This window comes from Micromonospora sp. NBC_00362 (genome assembly GCF_026342155.1).
GTDB lineage: Bacteria > Actinomycetota > Actinomycetes > Mycobacteriales > Micromonosporaceae > Micromonospora > Micromonospora hortensis.
The window spans coordinates 6,915,570-6,931,206 of sequence record NZ_JAPENH010000001.1 but is presented as its reverse complement, the minus strand read 5'-3'; the positions used below and the strand labels follow the sequence as shown (position 1 = coordinate 6,931,206).

At 64.2% G+C, this 15,637-nt stretch carries 10 protein-coding genes and 1 pseudogene; 8 read left to right on the top strand and 3 right to left on the bottom strand.

The annotated features are described in order from the left end of the window. Nucleotides 1-14: 14 nt before the first annotated feature. On the bottom strand, nt 15-1,550 hold the full coding sequence (locus OG992_RS31990; protein WP_323181999.1) for an MDR family MFS transporter: 1,536 nt from the start codon (nt 1,548-1,550) through the stop codon (nt 15-17). Nucleotides 1,551-4,003: 2,453 nt separating this feature from the next. Between OG992_RS31990 and OG992_RS31985 the strand changes: the two genes are divergently transcribed. The 8 genes and pseudogenes from OG992_RS31985 to OG992_RS31950 all read left to right on the top strand — a co-directional run bounded on the left by OG992_RS31985 (nt 4,004) and on the right by OG992_RS31950 (nt 13,773). Next, nucleotides 4,004-4,930 (top strand): ABC transporter permease, encoded by a 927-nt coding sequence (locus OG992_RS31985; RefSeq protein ID WP_238677478.1) that lies wholly within the window; start codon nt 4,004-4,006, stop codon nt 4,928-4,930. Continuing rightward, entirely contained in the window at nt 4,923-5,891 is a 969-nt protein-coding gene (locus tag OG992_RS31980) for an ABC transporter permease (protein WP_238687761.1), read from the top strand. Before OG992_RS31985 ends, OG992_RS31980 begins: the two co-directional genes overlap by 8 nt. A gap of 26 nt (nt 5,892-5,917) precedes the next feature. Next, nucleotides 5,918-6,946: an ABC transporter ATP-binding protein gene (locus OG992_RS31975; RefSeq protein WP_238687860.1), complete on the top strand. Its 1,029-nt coding sequence runs from the start codon at nt 5,918-5,920 to the stop codon at nt 6,944-6,946. Further along, entirely contained in the window at nt 6,939-7,949 is a 1,011-nt protein-coding gene (locus tag OG992_RS31970; RefSeq protein ID WP_266305103.1) for an ABC transporter ATP-binding protein, read from the top strand. Before OG992_RS31975 ends, OG992_RS31970 begins: the two co-directional genes overlap by 8 nt. 541 nt (nt 7,950-8,490) lie before the next feature. Continuing rightward, a complete protein-coding gene (locus OG992_RS31965; RefSeq protein ID WP_266305102.1) occupies nt 8,491-8,946 on the top strand; it encodes a DUF1772 domain-containing protein in 456 nt (151 codons plus the stop codon). Nucleotides 8,947-10,513: 1,567 nt separating this feature from the next. Then, a pseudogene (locus OG992_RS33865) lies at nt 10,514-10,825 on the top strand (transposase); the annotation flags it as partial. 129 nt (nt 10,826-10,954) lie between these two features. Further along, nucleotides 10,955-11,299, top strand: a complete 345-nt coding sequence (locus OG992_RS31955; protein WP_266305101.1) for a hypothetical protein — start codon at nt 10,955-10,957, stop codon at nt 11,297-11,299. 1,169 nt (nt 11,300-12,468) lie between these two features. Next, nucleotides 12,469-13,773, top strand: a complete 1,305-nt coding sequence (locus OG992_RS31950; protein WP_266305100.1) for an FAD-binding oxidoreductase — start codon at nt 12,469-12,471, stop codon at nt 13,771-13,773. 756 nt (nt 13,774-14,529) lie between these two features. Here OG992_RS31950 and OG992_RS31945 read toward each other — a convergent pair. Both OG992_RS31945 and OG992_RS31940 read right to left on the bottom strand, forming a co-directional pair. Continuing rightward, a complete protein-coding gene (locus OG992_RS31945) occupies nt 14,530-15,075 on the bottom strand; it encodes a transposase (protein ID WP_266305099.1) in 546 nt (181 codons plus the stop codon). 81 nt (nt 15,076-15,156) lie between these two features. Then, on the bottom strand, nt 15,157-15,528 hold the full coding sequence (locus OG992_RS31940) for a helix-turn-helix domain-containing protein (protein ID WP_266305098.1): 372 nt from the start codon (nt 15,526-15,528) through the stop codon (nt 15,157-15,159). Between the last annotated feature and the right edge of the window lie 109 nt (nt 15,529-15,637).

Sequence of the window (15,637 nt, the reverse complement as noted above, 5' to 3'; positions counted from 1 at the left end):
TCTGCCGATGCGGCTCAGCGTTGCTGCGGACCGCCTGCGGCAGCCTCTTCCTGAGCCCGCCGCTCGTCACCGGTCAGCGTGTGCAGGGCCTTCTCCTTGATGAAGAGAACCGCGACCAGCGTCAGGGCGGCAACCGGCGCGGCGATCAGGAACAGCTCGCTCGTCGCCTGGCCGTACACGTCCGCGACGACTTCGCGGGCTTGCGGCGGGAGCGCCGTCAGGTCGGGGACCGACGTGGTGCCGCCGCCGTCCACCGTCGCCGCACCGAAGCGCTCAGCCATCAACGTGGTAACCCGGGCGGCGAGTACCGCGCCGAGAGCGCTGACACCGATCGCACCCCCCATGCCTCGAAAGAACATGAGCGCGGACGTTGTTGCGCCCAAGTTTTGGGCTGGCACATCGTTCTGCGCAGCGAGGACGAGATTTTGCATCAGCATGCCGAGACCAACGCCCAGCACGGCCATATAGATCGACACCAGGAGCACGCTGGTCTCCGCATCGATGGTGCTCAGCAGTGCCATCCCAACGGTCATCACCGATGCTCCCGCCACCAGGTACGCCTTCCAGCGGCCGTACTTCGTGACGAGCTGGCCTGCGATCGTCGAGGACATGAGGACGCCGAAGATCATCGGCAAACTCATCAGACCGGCGACAGTCGGCGACTTGCCGAGCGAGAACTGGAAGTACTGGGACAGGAAGACCGTGCCACCGAGCATCGCTACGCCGACGAGCACGCTGGCAATGATGGTCAGCGAGACTGTGCGGTTGCGGAACAGCGACAGTGGGATGATCGGCTCGCGCACCCGTGACTCGACCCGAACAGCCAAGCCAAGCAGGATTAGTCCACCGGCCAAGAACAGCACTGTCTGCCAGGACAGCCAGGCAAAGTAGTTGCCCGCCAGAGTCGACCAGATCAGCAGATCGGCGACGCTGGCCGTGATGAGAACTGCGCCGAACCAGTCGATGCTGACCGGGCGCCGCACATGCGGCAGGTGCAGGGTGCGCTGTAGAAGCAGGATCGCCGCGAGCGAGAACGGTACGCCGATGAAGAAGCACCAACGCCAGCCCAACCAGGAGGTGTCGACGAGCAACCCACCGATCAGGGGTCCGGCGATGGTGGCGACGCCGAAGACAGCACCGAACATGCCGGAGTAGCGGCCCAACTCACGCGGCGGAATCATCGCAGCCATCACAATCATGGCGAGCGCGCCCATGCCGCCGGCGGCGACGCCCTGCACGACACGGCTGAAGATCAGTACCTCGACACTTGGGGTGAAGCCTGCGATGAGCGAGCCGGCGACGAACAAGCCGAGGGAGAGCTGGATCAACAGCTTCTTGCTATAAAGGTCGGCCAACTTGCCCCACAGCGGCACAGTCGCTGTCATACCCAGCAGCTCTGTGGTGACGATCCAGGTATAGACAGACTGCGAGCCACCGAGGTCAGCGACTACTCGGGGCAGGGCGTTCGCGACGATCGTCGATGCGAGGATAGACATGAATAGGCCGAGCATCAGGCCGATGAGCGCCTGGATGACCTCTCGGTGGGACATCTTGCTAGCGGACTCGGCGACTGCGCCTCCCGATACCGACTTGTCGGCGCGAGCCGCGGACGGTTTAGCGTCGGCGGTGACCAGTCGGGTGCTGGCGTCCGATTGTTTAAAGCGCGTCATCAAAATTCCTCTTGAGTAGAAACTGCAGGCCCTCTTGCGAGAATGCTGACGGAGCCTGCTGCGCAGAGTCGGCGGGCGGCCGTACGGAGTCGTCCACACTCAGCGTCATCGCGGTGCTAAAGAAACTGTGGCATGAGTTAGATGTCGCCCAGGACCGACGGTTGCTGAACGCAATCGTTTAGTTCCGGCGTTCGGAGTTTTGTCGCGCGTTCCAGCACGAATCTTTCCTAGATAGATCATCCGCAGTGATTGACGCAGAAACGGCAGCTATTGCTGGCTTACCAGGTCCAGCCGGAGTCACCTGGCTACCGATATTCACCCATACGGAGCGGCCCGGGCCCGGCAACCCCACGTGCGAGGCCATCGGTCCGAGCCGTCCAGGGGTGCAGCCGACGATGGTAGAGCGAAGACCGGATGAGCTGCCGGAGGTCACTAACATCCTCCTGGTGGCCATCCTTGGCCATCGATCGCCTGTCGGTCACGCCAAAACAACCTTCCGGCCACACGGCCCGTCGCGTCTCTAAGCCGCTGCGGCCAACTTGTTGAACCGACCATCGGCCAACTCCGCGGCAGGCCGCAGCGGAGCCGGCGACGATGGCGGCGCCACAGCCACCCGACGCGCCAGCTGACTGTGCGGCAGCACCCGCGCGCCGACCCCAACCATCCCCAGCGCGGAGTACTCGCGATTGCGGGACCTCGGCGCAATCGCTCGGGCGTGCGAGCCGCCGAACATTGCGACCCTCACCGACGGACCGACGGCGTCCCGTGAGCTGATCAACATGAACATAGGCATTTCACAAATCCCCCATATCCCTTCGTTCCTGACCTCGGTCGGCAATTGTGCTGCATGACCCGGGTCTTGCCGCAAGCCCCCCAGTGCGGTATAAGTTAGAAGAGGCGGAAGACAGGCACTGCCCGCGTCTGGTCAATCAGATGGATGGGCACGCTGGTGACGAAGCGGCACATCAAGGCTTGCCTGGTACGGACCGCCCAAGGATCCATGGCACCCCAGCGCCGCTCCCGCGTGTGAGCGACTTCCTCAGCTATGCCAGCAAGGCAAGAGCACCTCCTTGGTAGCTCCTCGGTTCTGACGGCGCTCTTCGTCGTACCGCTCGCTGCCTCCGGCCACGCCTTCAGTCGCTAGCCACCTTGTTCACCGCCGCCCGAGGCTTCACTCAGGCCAGGTAGCAGAAGGTCCTGCACGGCGTTTCTCGATTTCACCAGGGTGAGGAAGCCTGCCGGCGGGACAAACCGGGACCGGAGGAGTCGGATTCAATGTGACCGAATTTGCCCAGGATCGCCCGGTGGGATGCCAGAGTGTTGCCCGCCTGGCGGTTCACCATGGGAATACGAACCTGGCGGTTAGGTCAAGCAGCCAGACCGAAATGATCTCGGGGACGTGCCAGCTGCTGTTCGGGTTCGTTGGACAGCGGTGGCACTAGCGGTGCCGGCACCGCGATCTGGGCGAACGTTGCCGGCGGACCTCTGGTGAGCCCGTGCCGCCGCGAGGACGACCGCCACGCCGATAGCCGGCATCCCTAGGATCAAGGCGACGACCGAGCCTGTCGATCGACTCAACGCCGACGTGTGCCGACGTCCCCTCGGCAGCGACGGGGCGGATGGGGCGGCCACGAGCAGGACACGCTAGCGCCGTGGATATAGGCGGCGTACACACGCCTGCCACAGTGGTCGATTCGTCAACACGCGGTCGCGATCACGGCAATTGAGGATCTTGCCGGGTGGGCGCTCGGGCTTGAAGGGTGCCCGCGACGCGGAGCGATGATTCGTCGCCGATGCGGGCCGGGCCGTAGCACGCGGTAGCGCGAGACCCAGCTAGTAGGCGACAGGCCGGTTCATGTGCCCGTCCCCATTAGGCATATGAACCGGCCTGCTTGCGCGACCGACAGAGGCCCTGTCGGTTTTTTACCCCACGGTGGAACCGACTTGACAGTACCTATCCGCGCCCGCTGAGCGGCTTCAAGCGAGCACCAACGTCATCGCGGACGGCGCACCGCGCAAGCGACCGCTCGATGGTGAGTTGAAGCTGAAATGACGCCAGTTTGGTGGAATATGAAACCATAGGCTCGATATTGAATTCGTTTTGAGTGACGTAATACTTAACCTTCGCCGCTATAACTAGGTCACTTCGTAGTACAGCTTCTTGTGGACCTCGGTCGAGCTCTGATCCGAACGGTCTGACCCCGGGTCGGGCTCGCCACATCCGGTGAGCCCGACCCGGGGCCGTTCCGCGATTGGGTGTTACAACACTCCACTCGCACGTTGTCACCACCGTGTCGGCCGTCCGACGCGCCCCCTGTCTGGAGGACCACCCCATGGGCCGTTATCTGTTGAGACGGCTGCTCCAACTCGTGCCGGTCTTCATCGGTACGACGTTCCTGATCTACTGGCTCGTCTGGGCCGTTCCGGGCGATCCGTTCGCCGGCAAGTGCGGTGAGCGTCGCTGCCCGGACCAGTACATCGCCTTCATGACCGAGAAGTACCACCTCGACCAGAACGTCTTCGTGCAGTACGCCAACTACATGAAGAACCTGCTCCAGGGCGACTTCGGTCAGACGTTCTCGCAGCGCGAGATCAGCGACATCATCCTGACTTCGTACCCGAACACCCTGAAGCTGGCCGTCGTGGCGCTCGCCATCGAGGCCGTGATCGGCCTCGGCGCCGGCGTGCTGAGCGGTCTGCGGCGTAACGGCTTCCTGGACAACCTGGTCCTGGTCTCCACCCTCTTCCTGATCGCACTGCCGGTCTTCGTGGTCGGCTTCGTGCTCCAGTGGCTGCTGGGTGTGCAGTGGGGCATCATCAAGCCGACCGTCTCCTCCGAGATGCGGTGGTCCGAGCTGATCGTGCCCGGCTTCGTGCTCGGCAGCGCGTCAGTGGCGTACATCGCACGGGTGGCAAGAACGAGCATCGCGGAGAACCGCCGCGCGGACTACGTGCGCACCGCCATCGCCAAGGGCCTGCCGATGCGCCGAGTCGTTGGTGTGCACCTGCTGCGCAACTCGCTCATCCCGGTGGTGACCCTGCTCGGCACCGACCTCGGCGCCCTGATGGGCGGCGCGATCGTCACCGAGGGAATCTTCGGCATCAACGGGATCGGCCGCCAGGTCTTCCGAGCGATCATCACCAAGGAAAGCGCCACTGTAGTAGGCATCGTGGTCGTCCTGGTGCTGGTCTATCTCGTGATGAACCTGCTGGTTGACCTGCTCTACGCCGCCCTGGACCCGAGGATCCGTTATGAGTGACCCGAGTACCGCATCGATCGTCAGCACCCCTGGCGCACACCCCACCGACTCCGCCGCCCCCGCCACCGCGGGCCAGCCGCAGAGCAACGACAAGCCGCGCGGCCTGCTCGGCGACGCATGGCGGGACCTGCGACGCAAGCCGCTGTTCTGGATCTCGGCCACGCTGATCGTGATTTTCCTGCTGATGGCGGCCTTCCCGGCGCTGTTCGCCCCGGGCGACGCGGTCAACGGCTCGCTGTCCCGCAGCCTCGACAAGCCGTCGGCCAATGGCTGGTTCGGCTACGACGTGCAGGGCCGTGACGTCTACGCTCGCGTCATCTACGGTGCGCGTGCGTCCATCCAGGTCGCCGTGCTCTCCGTGCTGGGCACCCTGCTCATCGGCGGAACCATGGGCATCATCTCCGGTTACCGCGGTGGCTGGGTGGACGCGCTGCTCAGCCGGATCGCCGACGTTTTCTTCGGTCTGCCCTTCGTGCTCGGCGCGATCGTCATCCTGACCACCTTCAACGGCTCGGGCGCCGGCAACAGCAAGAACAAGATCATGGGCCTGGTGACCGCGTCCCTGATCGTGCTGAGCTGGCCGGTCGTGATGCGACTGATGCGCTCCTCGGTGCTCGCCACCAAGGAGGCCGACTACATCGTGGCGGCCCGCGCACTGGGTGCCGGCACCGGCCGGATCATCCTCAAGCACCTGCTGCCGAACTGCCTGGCCCCGTTGCTGGTGTACGGCACGATCATGGTCGGCTCGTTCATCGGCGCCGAGGCCACCCTGTCGTTCCTGGGCGTCGGTCTGAAGTCGCCGGTGGTGTCCTGGGGCATCATGATCAGCGACGGGCAGCAGTTCATCCGGGTCGCGCCGGGGCTGGTGTTCTTCCCCGCCGCGTTCCTCGTCACCGCAGTGCTGAGCTTCGTGATGCTCGGTGAGTCGGTCCGCGAGGCCCTCGATCCGAAACTCCGCTAGGGGAGATCCAGTTGTCCGACATTCTCGTGTCCGAGCAGTCAGCGCCGGGACCCGGCGGGTCCGGGCGTCCCTCCGGCCGCCTGCTCGAGGTCGACGACCTGCGGGTGGAGTTCCGCACCCGGGACGGCGTCGCAAAGGTCATCAACGGGGTCACGTACCACGTCGACGCGGGGGAGACCCTCGCCGTGCTCGGCGAGTCCGGCTCCGGTAAGAGCGTCACCGCGCAGACCATCATGGGCATCCTCGACACGCCGCCCGGCTTCGTCACCGGTGGGCAGGTCCGCTTCCACGGCAAGGACATGCTCCGCATGTCCGACGAGGAGCGCCGCCGCATCCGCGGCGAGGGCATCGCGATGATCTTCCAGGACGCGCTCTCCGCGCTGAACCCCGTCTTCACCGTCGGGTTCCAGATCGCTGAGCAGTTCCGGGTCCGGCGGGGCATGAGCCGCGCGGAGGCCAAGAAGCGCGCGATCGACATGCTCGACCAGGTCAAGATCCCGAACGCCAAGGGCCGGTTCAACAACTACCCGCACCAGTTCTCTGGCGGTATGCGGCAGCGCGCGATGATCGCGATGTCGCTGGCGCTCGACCCCGAGGTGCTGATCGCGGACGAGCCGACCACCGCCCTCGACGTGACGGTGCAGGCCCAGATCATGGACCTGCTGGCCGAGCTTCAGCGCGAGCGGCAGATGGGCATGATCCTGATCACCCACGACCTCGGCGTGGTTGCCGACGTCGCGGACCGGATCGCTGTCATGTACGCGGGCCGGATCGTCGAGGAAGCCGACGTGTACGAGCTGTACGCCAAGCCGGCGCACCCGTACACGCTGGGTCTGATCGACTCGATCCCGCGCCTCGACGAGAAGGGGCAGCAGCTCCGGACGATCAAGGGCCTCCCGCCGAACCTGATGAACATCCCGCCGGGCTGCCCGTTCAACCCGCGGTGCCCGATGGCTCAGCCGGTGTGCCGGGAGAAGGTCCCGCCGCTGCTGCAGGTCGGCCCCGCTCGGGCCAGCGCCTGCCACTTCGCCGAGGAGCTGGTGAACCGTGTCTGAGAACATCCTCGAGGTCAATGACCTGGTCAAGCACTACCCCGTCACGCAGGGTGTGGTGTTCAAGAAGACCGTCGGTCAGGTCAAGGCGGTCGACGGGGTCTCGTTCGGACTGCGCGCCGGTGAGACGCTCGGTGTGGTCGGCGAGTCCGGCTGCGGTAAGTCGACGCTTGCCCGGGTGCTGATGAACCTGGAGAAGCCGACCGCCGGCAACGTGGTCTACAAGGGCCAGGACATCTCGAAGCTGTCCGGTGGGGCGCTGCGGCGTCTGCGCCGGCAGATCCAGCTGGTCATGCAGGACCCGTACACCTCGCTGAACCCGCGGATGACCGTCGGTGACCTGCTCGGCGAGCCGTTCGAGATCCACCCGGAGGTGGCGCCGAAGGGCAGCCGCCGGGCCAAGGTTCGCGAGCTTCTCGACCTGGTCGGGCTCAACCCCGAGCACATCAACAGGTACCCGCACCAGTTCTCCGGCGGTCAGCGTCAGCGCATCGGCATCGCCCGCGCGCTCGCGCTGCGGCCCGAGATCATCGTCTGCGACGAGCCGGTGTCGGCGCTGGACGTCTCCATCCAGGCCCAGGTCATGAACCTGCTGGAGCAGTTGCAGGGCGAGTTCGGCCTCTCGTACGTCTTCATCGCGCACGACCTGTCGGTGGTCCGCCACCTGTCGGACCGGGTCGCGGTGATGTACCTCGGCAAGATCGTCGAGATCGGCACCGAGGACGAGATCTACGAGCGACCGACCCACCCGTACACCCAGGCGCTGCTCTCCGCGGTGCCGGTGCCGGACCCGACCCAGCGGCACAACAAGACGATCATCCGGCTCACGGGTGACGTGCCGTCGCCGATCAGCCCGCCGTCGGGCTGCCGGTTCCGGACCCGCTGCTGGAAGGCGCAGGACGTCTGCGCCGAGCAGGTCCCGCTGCTGGAGATCCGACGGGACTCGGACCACCCGAGCGCCTGCCACTTCGCCGAGAAGCGCGAGATCGTCGCCCGCGAAGCGTGAGTCACCATATATCATCCAGAAGCAAAGGTAGTGACGGCAAGGGTCAGGAGATGCATCATCGGAGAGATGGTGTGTGTCCACAATAGTCCCCGCGCAGGTGATCGCAGGATGCCGGATCAAACTGGACGCCAATTACTAATGAGAACGGCCCCGGGTGCGCTTCTGTAGCTCGCGGGGCCGTTCTTGCGCATAGTGCGGATCAAGGACTCGAAGCTCCGAACGGGCACGGACCCAGCAGTCGCCCTGCAACGGATACCGCTCCCCCAGCAAACGTAGCCCCGTGAAGGAACCGCTCCCCCGCTGAACGTCACCCTGCCCAAACCCCACGGCTGACGGTTGAGATCTGAACGGCGACTTCATGGACGTCGGATGGCTCGCTCACGTGGCGTGGTGACCGCTCCGCCAAATCGAGACCCGGGTGCGAAACGGACCTCGTCGAGCCGGTTGCAGCTCCGCAGCCCTCGCGGCCTGAAGACGCAGGCGCATGAGGATGCGCGTCTCGGGCATGGATATGTCGGAGTTGAGGTGTTGAAATCATCGCATGACGAAGACACTCCTGACCTTGTCCGTTCTCACAACCGGTCTAATGGCCGGCCTGTTCGCCGCTTTCAGCTATGCCGTTTTGCCAGGCCTCCGCAGGACCGACGATGCCACCTTCGTCAGCTCTATGCGTGGAATCAACCAGGCCATCCTAAACCCGGTCTTCGGGATCATCTTCGGTGGAGCCCTTCTACTGCTGGCCGCCTCCCTAATCGCATTCCGGCAGAACGGCGTCGTCCGACCCTGGATCGCCCTGGCGCTCCTGCTCTATATTCTGACGCTTTTCGTGACGATGGGACTCAATGTGCCGCTGAACGATCGCCTGGAAACCGGCTCCGGGTCCGCCGAGTCTCTGCGCGCAGCGTTCGAGAACCGTTGGGTCTTGTGGAACGTCATCCGGGCAGCGCTGAACACCGGAGCTTTTGTCGCAGCCGCACTCGCATTGCAGCGCGTCTGAACACTTATCTCTATTACCTGCTGACCGACGGGCGTACCAGGGCGCCGATCAGGAGCCCTCTGTCAGCTGATTGCCGAGGTCACTGCGACGGTAAAGGACGTGACGGCCGTCCCGTGCCTGTGACGCGGCCGAAGGCTCCGGGCGACGGTGTCGGCGGCTACTGCGCAGGCGCAGTCGCTGCCGTGCCAACTCCCCGACCCGCAACGCCTAGATCCCCGTGTAGATCGCCTCGTGCGACCCGCATCGCCTCGGCCTCGGGATAGTCCAGGAGCAACCGCCCAGCGACCTGATCCGGCGAGCAACCTTCACCCAACAACGCGACCACCTCCCCCAGCGGCGCGTCCACCTCCAGCTTGCGCGTCTTCAGCCGACGACGCGCCCGCTGTGCCTGCCGCGCAAAGGCCACGCCCGATAGAAACCCCGGCCCACCACCGCGGCTGCTCTCCCCGTGTCGGTAGAGCACCATGCACCCATGAGTTTGAAGGAGCTGAAATCCTGCGGACGCACCGGCGTGGTACCGAGCCCGATTCAGGCGCTAAACAGTTACGGGCTGGCCAGCGCAACGACATTGCGGCCACCACCAGTACAATGAAGCCACAGTGACACTGAACCGAAGCCTGAGCTACGTAGAGTATCGAGCATGCGTAAATTTTTGGTTCTTGCGGTAATGGGCACAGGGCTCTGGATCAGTGCAACGCCAGCCCAGGCAGCCCCAGTGGAGGCTGCCAAGCAGAGCAGTTCGATCAGCCCGATGATGTATATCGACTATGGACGGTACAGCAGCTTGGCCAAATGTCAAGCCGTGGGAGCGTCCATGTTGGTTCAGCAGCGGATCCGTTCGTATCAATGCACTTACAACTCAAACAACATGTGGGTCCCCTGGGTTCTTTCTGTCACGAAATGAATTCGAACTTGCCGGATTGACGTCAACGCCTTCGTTCCGGCGATGGGCTCGATGGGGTGCTCGTTGACGTCGAAGCGGTTGTCGATGTGACCAACGCGTACACGGCTGACATTCCCCAGACGGTGGAGGCGTTCCGCGCGCTCACGCAGAATCTGCTCGCGGGCGAGGAGGGGGCAGGCGTCGAGCATGACGTACCGCGAGCCGATACGTCATCGTTGCAGCGGGTCCGACTACATGGAACACGTCGCGTTCCTCGAGTCAGACGCGGATGTATGTGACTTCGCCGACGGTGAACCAGGTGAACGGCCCCGCAGCGTCCAGCGCTTGTTGCAGCATGTCCAGAGCGACCTGGGGCGTGGTCTGGAACTCGACCTCGTCCGGGATCCCACACCGACCAACGCGACCGCTGGCCATCCGAAATGCCAGGTGCCGTTGCAGTACTCGAACCTGCCCTGTCGATCATGGTGCCACCTGTTTTGCCCAGGCGGGCGCTGGTTGTAGGAGCGTCACAGTCGCGGGCCTGCCACTGGGGGGTGGCAGGCCCGCGACTGTTTTGTGCTGGGTTTGTTGAGCGTGTCGGTGCGGTTGTAGTCGGGGTTTTTAAATTAAGGGTGTTTCCGGCCTGACCTGCCGGGCGTCGTGCCTGGTGAGGGGGGTGTCGTGATGACCGCGACGCTGAACGATCAGACCGGACGTCAGAAGCGGCCCGAGCCGTCGGCTGAGGCGAAAGCGGCCGCCGAGTTGATCCGAGCCGCGAAGGAGTAGGGCCTGTCGCTGACCGGCCCGGAGGGGCTGCTCAGGCAGTTCACCAAGACGGTCCTGGAGACCGCGTTGAACGAGGAGATGACCGAGCACCTGGGCTATGAGTAACATGAGTCGGCTGGGGTGGAGTCGGGCAACGTCCGCAACGGCACCCGACCGAAGACAGTGCTGACTGACAGCACCGGTCCGGGGCAGATCGACGTGCCCCGGGACCCCATTCCTGCAACACGCCACCAGCGTGGACTCGGTCACCCCATTCCTGCTGGCCTATGGCATTGCTGGGGTCGCGGGTAACTTCATCGCCGGCGCGACCGTCCGTCAGAGCTACGGGCCACCCTGATCGTGAGTGCCGTCGCCCTTGCCGCGGCCACCGCACTACTGCCCGTGCTCGGCACCGCAGCAGCCACGGCGATGCTGCTTCTCGTCGTCTGGGGTCTGGCCTACGGGGCCGTGCCGGTCTGCTCACAGATCTGGTTCGCGGCAGCAGCGACAGGCGCGGCCGAAGCCGCGACCGTCCTATTCACGGCGTCGTTCCAAGCCACCATCGCGCTCGGCGCCCTACTCGGCGGCGTCGTGGTCGACGCGACATCGCCGTCAACGGTCATGGTGCTGGGTTCGGGCATGGCACTGCTCGTCGCGCTCGGCGCGGGGTGGTCGGCAAGCCCGCAACGGCCCGCCTCGTCGTGAGCTGGCACCGTGGAACTGTTGAGGGCGTGAGCGCCGCTATGAGCAGTTCCGGTATTGGCATAAGACGAAGGCCGGGCCTCCCGCTGCCTCAACCTCGAGCTCCAGCCGTGATCACCAACGGCGAATGCCGTATCATCTCGTTGAATCTGTTGCCCGCTCTGTCGGTCAGGATGGGCGATCCCACTGCTTTTGTCCTGTTGAGATCCCCGGCGCCGTGAAGGTGCGGTTTCGCTTAGGGCCCCCAGCCGGCGTTACGTGCAAGAACCTAGCTGATGCGCGGATGAAGCAAGACTGAAGTCGAACTCTGGCAGGGTCACTCCAACGCCCACGGGGATGCACTAAGGGGTTCCGGATGTTCCTAGTAATCATGCTGACACCGATAGGCATTTGCCTCGCGCGAAATCGGCCTTAGGTGTAACAAAGCCTACGTCAGCCGGGTTGCCACGGTGGATCGGCGGCCACCCGCTGTCGTGACTCTACACCAATGACCTATTAGGCCGCGACTCCGGACTTCTGCGTTCACACGTATAGCAGATCCAATTGCGGAAATGGCGACGTTCACCGAGGACTCCGGTGGTTCTTTCAAACGGAAACCGAACTCTTGATGCCGTTTGTGGCACCATCACCGGTTTGGCGAGACGCAAGTTTCCCATAGGTTCGGTTCGATGGAGTGGCACGCTATACCACTTGAGCTAATGTTGTTCAAAATTGATAATTACTTCCGCCGCGCGAAATCTTAGTGGCAACTACACCCCTTGAAGTAGCCGTCTCCGGTTCTACCACCGACTTGAGGCCGTGCCGGTCGACTGGAGTGGGCGCGATCGCGGCTCAAGCAATCAGCCTGGACAAGGCAGTTGCCGCCGGAACTTCCGCCGACTTGACGTCAGACGACTGAGCGCACGCGAGAGTAGAGGCGTACGTGATCACCAGCTTATTGGCCGGGAGGAGAGATACATGACCGACGACTGCGCTCTGGCCTGGGAGCTAGACAATAACCGCACCCAGGCAGAGAGCTCTCGTATTACCAAGATGTTCGCTGGCGCCGCCCTGAAGCGCTTACAGCTAGTGTCGCGGCCAGCCGCGTCGCGGGCGCCCCCGTACTCATCGATCCTTCCGTTGCCCCGAACTTGCCCCATATTCAAGCAGACTTATGCGAAAGAAGGAAGCAGATGAATGCCTTGTCTAAGCTGAGGTCGATCATCCGCGGCCAGGTCTGGCTGCACGATGATTCCGGCTTCGATGCTGCGCGTCGCCCTTGGAATCTTGCAGTCGAACAGCCGGTGCAAGCCGTGGTCGAGGCCGCCGACGTCGACGACATCTCCGCGCTTGTCCGATTTGCGCATGATGGCGGGCTCGGTATCGCGACCCAGCCAAACGGGCACGGCGCGACGGGGCGCACGAACGGCAGTATCCTGCTGCGGACGCGGAAGCTGGACAGCCTGACAGTGGACACGGACACTCGCCATGCCCGCATCGGCGCTGGCGTGGCGTCGGGCCGGGTTCAGGCGGCTGCAGCTTCACATGGCCTTACTGGGCTGCCCGGCAGCTCCCCCGTCGTCAGCGTCACGGGCGTGGCACTCGGCGGCGGACTGAGCTGGTTCGGCCGCGCCCATGGTTGGATTGCCGACAACATCAGCGCTTTCGACATCGTTGACGCCGACGGCCAGCAACGGCACATCACCGCTGACCGGGACCCAGACCTGTTCTGGGCGCTGCGCGGCGCTGGTGGCGACTTCGCCATCGTCACCGCCCTCGAGCTCGCCCTGCACCCGGCACCCGCTCTCTATGGTGGCCGAATGCTGTGGACGGCCGAGCACGCGCCGGCCGTCGTGGACGCATACCGGCAGATCACCGCGGTCGCTCCCGACCAGTTGACTGTCTGGCTTGACCTGTTGCACTTTCCCGGAGGTGATCCGATGGTTGCCGTGGACGCCACCTACCTCGGCGACCAGGTCACCGCACGGACTCTATTGGCCCCGCTGGACCGCCTGCCCTGCCCTGTATCCGACAGCCGACGGGTGATGTCCGTAGACGAACTTGGGGCTATCACCGCCGAACCGACCGAACCCGGCGCCGGTCAGTCGCAGGGCGAACTGCTGACTGCCTTGGACGATGACGCTGTCAAAACTCTGCTAGAAAAACCGATCGCTCCGTTGCTGAGCATCCAGATCCGGCACCTGCAAGGTGCGTTCGCTCAAGCATCCGACAGCCCACACGGCCCGCTGACCGAACCCTACGCGCTCTACCTTTTTGGCCTTCCCTCCAGCCCTGCGGCCGCCGAAGCCGTGAAAGCCAAGCAACGGATGCTCGCCGACGCCCTGCCCACCAGCGGCAGGAAGCCTTTCACCTTCCTTAATCCCGACGAGACCGTCGCGGACGCCTTCACGCCCGCCGTGCTGGGCAGACTTCGCGGTATCAAGCACCGTGAAGACCCCAGTAACGTCTTCCGCTCCAACTTCGCGGTGGATTATTGAGATCGGTGCTCCTCTGTGCGTGACGAGCCCTTGGGAGCAAGTCGTTGTGACGCCCGCGTGGCTCGACTTCGTAGCTCCGACCTCTAGCACCCCTGAGGGCAGAGCGGCAGCGCAGCGTGAGGGACCGAAACGGAGTAAAACTCGACCGATGTCACCTTCTGTCCACCGTCATTGCAGGTCACGCTGGAGCGCAATTTGCTGAGCATCAGGGCTGCCACCAGACTCCCGTCGTCAAGCTGGTCCGTGCGATGTAACGGCGAAGATCGGCCTCCCCAGTTGACACTGAGCCACGATCTGCCAGTACCGCAAACCCCGGCACGGTTACACCTGATCTGCCTAAACCGACCTGGCTCCCGCTTGCCCTTACGCGGTCTCAGAAAGAGAGCTTGTCCGAAATCAGCCTTGTCATAGCCGCGCTCCAGACAACTGGTCCGGATCTCGGTGTCTCTGACGCCGACGTTGGGCTCGGGCTCGGTACCTACGCGGCGGCCCGGCACCTGCTGCTTGGTATGGGTGCCGGGGACGCGATGGGGCTGCTGAAACCCACGTGCTGCTGGAGGTCGTCGCTCGAGGCAGGGCCCGCTGCGGCACGCCCACCAGCGGGTTCGCGTGCTGGTCGACCTGGACCTGGGCCCATCATTGACACGGCCGTTGTGCTTGAACGACCAACAAGATCTCGGACGCTAGTGCCCAGACCACGAACGTTGACCGGTTTGGTTACGCCGCTTTCGTTGTTGGGTGGCCCCAGCGGTGCTGTCATTCGCTGTGGACGCGTGTGCGTTCGCCGCGTTGAGCGGCCAGGACCTCGGGTGGGCGGGCGTTGGCGTTACGCCAGCGCAGGTATCGACGGAGGTGGAGACTGAGGGCGACGTGGTTGTGGTGGGCGGATCCGGCGATCACGAAGGTGCGTAGCGGGCCGAAGTGGGCTTCGATCGGGTTGGCCCAGGATGCGTAGGTCGGGGTGAAGCAGAGTGCGACTTTGTTCCGGGTCGCCCCCTGCCAGATGGCGGTGCCTCTGTGCGCGGACAGGTTGTCGAGGATGACGTAGATCGGGGCGCCGTCCGGGCGTTTCGCGCGGATCGATTTCAAGGGGCGGCGAGGGGGTTTCGTTGCGCGGATTTCTGCTGGTGAATAACGCCGAAAATGATGTCGTCGCCGACGGAGTAGCAGCCGTGGAACTGTCGGACGCCGTGCAGTTTGTGGTGGTTCGCAGGCAGTCGGTTCGGGATGATTTTTGCGCTGCCATCGCGGCCCGGCATGCGATCGGATCGTCAGCGGTCCGAACTCGTCGAAGTCGAACACGCGGTGCCGGAAGTGGTGAATGACGTGCTCGATGCGGGCCAGTTTCGCCTCACGCTGCGGGTCGTTCGACTCCCTCCACGTCTACGTCCACGCGCATTGGAAGGCGATCTCGTGTTTATGCAGGAGTTGCCGCAGCCGTTCGCGGCCCACCAGGACACTGCGGTCGGGGCTGGTGGCCAGGTACTCGGCGAGTTTGCGGATAGTCCAGCGGGTGAACGGGCGCCGAAGTTTCGTCGAGCGGGTGTTGGCCGTCGAGACGATGAACTGCTCGTCGTCAGGACTGATCTGGCGGAGACGGCCACCCGCCCACCGACGGCCCAGGCTGCGCAAACCCATCTCATTGAACCGGTGAAGGACACCACGCACGGAATCCTCCTCGGCTTGGACCAGCCGGGCGATGACCGGCACACCGTAGCCGCCAGCGGAGGCCAACACGACCACCGCCCGGCGCAAGCCGGTACCTCCGAACCGGTCCCGCGACGCACGAGGCGTTGCAGCTTCTGGCCTTCTTGATCGCTTAATCGACGTACTCGAACGGGTTTTACCACCGACACAGCCTTGA